The sequence below is a fragment of the Aeromicrobium sp. PFPM2_SD2 genome (assembly GCF_057364525.1).
Genome location: NZ_JBNFNZ010000209.1, coordinates 1 through 4203, shown reverse-complemented (window position 1 = coordinate 4203; position 4203 = coordinate 1). Strand labels below are relative to the sequence as shown.

General features: G+C 74.4%; 2 protein-coding genes and 2 pseudogenes. All 4 read left to right on the top strand.

Annotated elements, in window-relative coordinates; translation table 11 throughout:
• Nucleotides 1-619 (top strand): FecCD family ABC transporter permease (locus AC2W7G_RS10415; protein ID WP_485868369.1); only part of this gene is annotated, 619 nt, incomplete at its 5' end.
• Nucleotides 616-1382 (top strand): annotated as a pseudogene (locus AC2W7G_RS10410) (ABC transporter ATP-binding protein). The gene AC2W7G_RS10415 and the pseudogene AC2W7G_RS10410, both read left to right, overlap by 4 nt.
• A complete protein-coding gene (locus AC2W7G_RS10405; RefSeq protein ID WP_485868368.1) occupies nt 1379-2035 on the top strand; it encodes a (2Fe-2S) ferredoxin domain-containing protein in 657 nt (218 codons plus the stop codon). The pseudogene AC2W7G_RS10410 and the gene AC2W7G_RS10405 overlap by 4 nt, the downstream one beginning before the upstream one ends.
• 472 nt (nt 2036-2507) lie before the next feature.
• Nucleotides 2508-4203, top strand: a pseudogene (locus AC2W7G_RS10400) (cobaltochelatase subunit CobN); the annotation flags it as partial.

Sequence of the window (4203 nt, the reverse complement as noted above, 5' to 3'; positions counted from 1 at the left end):
GGTGCTCGTGCTCGGGGCTCGCGGCGGGCCGGGCCGGCGACCTGCCGCCCCACCCCGCGTGGTGCTGGCCGGCGTCGCGGTCGGACAGGTGTGCGCCGCGTACACGTCCTTCATCGTCATCATGAGCGGCGACCACGACGCGGCCCGCCGGGTGCTGAGCTGGACGCTCGGCTCGTTGGCCGGCGTGCGGTGGACGGGGGCGATCACCCTCGTCGTCCTGGTGCTGCTGACCTTCGTGCTGGTCATGGCCTACACCTCGGCCCTGGACGCGTTCGCGTTCGGCGAGACGGCGGCCGGGTCGCTCGGCGTCAGCGTCCGGGCGACGCGCTGGACGCTCATGATCGGCACCGCGCTGGTCACCGCCGGTCTCGTCTCGTTCACCGGCGCCATCGGCTTCGTCGGCCTCGTCGTGCCGCACCTGGTCCGCCTGGCCTGCGGCCCGTTGCACAAGCGGCTGCTCCCGCTGAGCGCCCTGGCCGGAGCGCTGCTGCTCGTCCTCGCCGACACCCTGGCCCGCTCGCTGGTCGACGGGCAGGAGGTGCCGATCGGCATCGTCACCGCCGTGGTCGGCGCCCCCGTCTTCGCGTGGCTGCTGCGCCGCGAGGGGAGGACGTCATGAGGCTGAGCGTCCAGGACGTCACCTGGGTCCGGCGCGGCACCCGGGTGCTGGACCGGGTGACGGCACAGGTGCCGGCCGGGTCCATCACCGGACTCATCGGACCCAACGGCTCGGGCAAGACGAGCCTGCTCACCCTGCTCGCCGGACTCGCCCGGCCGACGTCCGGCCGCGTGCTGCTGGGGGAGCGGGACGCCGCGAGCGTCCCGTCCCGTGAGCGCGCCCGGCTGGTCGCGCTGCTGGAGCAGCACGCCACGACGTCGCTCGACCTCACCGCCCGGCAGGTGGTCGAGCTCGGCCGCATCCCCGCACCGCGGACGCTGGGGCCGGCTCGGCCGACCCGGAGCGCCGGCGGTCGTCGGAGCAGGCGATGGTCGCGGCGCACGTCGCCCACCTGTCCGGCCGCCGGTGGCAGACGCTCTCGGGCGGTGAGCGCCAGCGCGTGCAGCTGGCCCGCTCGCTGGCCCAGCAGCCGTCCGTCCTCATGCTCGACGAGCCCACCAACCACCTGGACCTGGGCCACCAGATCGACCTGCTGCGGACGGTCCGGCGGCTCGGCGTCACGACCGTCGCCGCCCTGCACGACCTCGACCTCGCCGCCGCCTACTGTGACCGGCTCGTGGTGCTGGACAACGGCGGCGTCGTCGCCCACGGCCCGGTGGCCGAGGTGCTGAGCAGCTCGCTCGTGGAACGCGTCTACGGCGTCCGGGCCGAGGTCGAGCGGCACGCCGTCGCCGACCGCCTGACGGTGGTGTGGCACCCGTGAGCGAGCCGGTCCTCGTCCACGTGGCCACGGCGCTGCCGGACGCCGCCCGAACCACGACCTGCGCCGGGCCGCGGACGACGCCGGGCGCGACTGGCCTTCCTCCAGGGCGGCGAGCCGAGCCTCACGCGCCTGCTGGACGAGCTCCACGCCGACGGCGTGCGCGAGCTGCGGCTGGAACCGGTCAGCACCGACGCCTGACCTACGCCCGCTCGTGGGTCGGCCGGGTCGCCGGCCACTGGCAGCGCCAGCAGGTCGACCCGCCGACCATCCACTTCGGCGAGCGGACGATCACCGGCGGGGAGGCCGTTCTGTCGTCGCCGGCCTGGGACCGTCCGCCGGCGCACCGGCACCACCTGCTGCTGTGCCGCGGCCCGCGCTGCAGCGCCCGCGGCTCCGACGCGACCTACCGCGCGCTCGTCGGCCGGCTCGTCGCCGAGGGCCTCACCGACGAGGACGTCCTCATGGCCCAGACCGGCTGCCTGTTCCCGTGCAACCACGGGCCCGTGGCCGTCGTCCACCCCGACGGCGCCTGGTACGGCCCCGTGACTCCCGCCGACACCGACCGGCTCGTCCGCGAGCACCTCGTCGCCGGACGGCCGCTGGCCGACCTGCGGATCGAGACCGAGACCGCCTCCATCGAAGGAGAAGCATGACCCGCATCGCCCTGCTGTCCACCTCGGACACCGACCTGCTCTCGGCCCGCGCCAGCGGCGCGGACTACGTCTGGGCCAACCCGACGCGCCAGGTGGAGGGCCACCAGTCGATGGCCGAGGTCATCGAGGTGTCCGACCTTGTGATCTGCCGGCTGCTGGGCTCGCCGGACGACCTGTGCGGCGGCTTCGAGCGCATCCGCGCCACCGGCAAGCCGATGATCGTGCTGGGCGGCGAGCTGACGCCGAACGCCGAGCTCATGGAGATGTCGACGGTGCCCGTCGGCGTCGCCGCCGAGGCCCACCGCTACCTCGTCGAGGGCGGCCCGGAGAACCTGCGCCAGCTGCACGCGTTCTGCTCCGACACCGTGCTGCTGACCGGCACCGGCTTCGAGCCGCCGCTGACCGTGCCCGCCTGGGGCTGGCTCGACCGGCCCGAGCCGGCTGACGCCGCGGCGGGCTGCCGCGCGTCGGCGTGCTGTTCTACCGCGCCCCACCACACGGCCGGCAACGAGGACTTCGCCCACGCGCTGCGACGCGATCGACGCGACCCGGCGAGGCCGTGGGCCGGCCGGTCTTCTCCAGCTCGCTGCGCTCGGCCCCCGACGACCTCTACGAGGCGCTCGGCTCGCTGGACGCCCTCGTCGTCACCGTCCTCGCGGCCGGCGGTGCGACCCCCGCCGGCGTCTCGGCCGGCGGTGACGACGCGGCCTGGGACGTCGCGCGCATGGCGGCGCTCGACATCCCGATCCTGCAGGGCCTGTGCCTGACCTCGAGCCGCGAGGAGTGGCTGGCCAACGACGACGGCGTCACGCCGCTGGACTCGGCCAACCAGATCGCGATCCCCGAGTTCGACGGCCGCATCATCACCGCCCCGTTCTCGTTCAAGGAGGTCGACGCCGACGGCCTGCCGCGCTACGTCGCCGACGCCGAGCGCTGCGACCGCGTGGCCCGCATCGCCGTGCACCACGCGCGCCTGCGCCACGTGCCGGCGGGCGACCGGCGCGTCGCCCTCATGCTGTCGGCCTACCCGACCAAGCACAGCCGCGTCGGCAACGCCGTGGGCCTGGACACGCCGGTCTCGGCCGTCCGCCTGCTGCGCCGCATGGCCGAGGCCGGCTACGACCTGGGCGGCGACAACGAGGTCACCCGCATGCTGGCCATGGACGACGACACGGCCGCGGGCGACGCCCTCATCCACACGCTGATCGCCGCGGGCGGCCAGGACGAGGAGTGGCTCACCAACGCCCAGCTCACCGACTCGCACGTGCGCATCACGCCCGAGGAGTACGCGGCCTGGACCGCCGACCTGCCCCAGGACCTGCGCGACGAGATCGTCGAGGCGTGGGGCGCGGCGCCGGGGACGCTGTTCGTGAACGACCGCGGCGAGATCGTCCTGGCGACGCTGCAGGCCGGCAACGTGGTCATCCTCATCCAGCCGCCGCGCGGGTTCGGCGAGAACCCGGTCGCGATCTACCACGACCCGGACATGGCGCCCTCGCACCACTACCTGGCCGCGTACCGGTGGGTGCGGCACGGCTTCGGCGCCCACGCCGTCGTCCACCTGGGCAAGCACGGCTCGATGGAGTGGCTGCCGGGCAAGAACGCGGCCCTGTCGGCGTCGTGCGCGACCGACGCCGCGATCGCCGACCTGCCGCTGGTCTACCCGTTCCTGGTCAACGACCCGGGCGAGGGGGCGCAGGCCAAGCGCCGCGCCCACGCCGTCATCGTCGACCACCTCATCCCGCCGATGGCCGCGCGGAGACGTACGGCGACATCGCCCGCCTGGAGCAGCTGCTCGACGAGTACGGCAACATCGCGGCGATGGACCCGGCCAAGCTGCCGGCGATCCGCGGCGAGATCTGGACCCTCATGCGCTCGGCCGAGATGCACCGCGACCTGGGCCTGGAGGACCAGCCGGACGACGAGTCGTTCGACGACTTCATCATGCACGTCGACGGCTGGCTCTGCGAGATCAAGGACGTCCAGATCCGCGACGGCCTGCACGTGCTGGGGCAGGCGCCGGAGGGGTCCGTCCGCGTCGACCTGGTGCTCGCGATCCTGCGGGCCCAGCAGGTGTGGAGCGGCGAGGCCGGAGCCGTGCCGGGCCTGGCGTGCGGCCCTCGGCCTCAAGGGCGACGAGGGCGACCGCCGCGGTGGACGCGACCGAG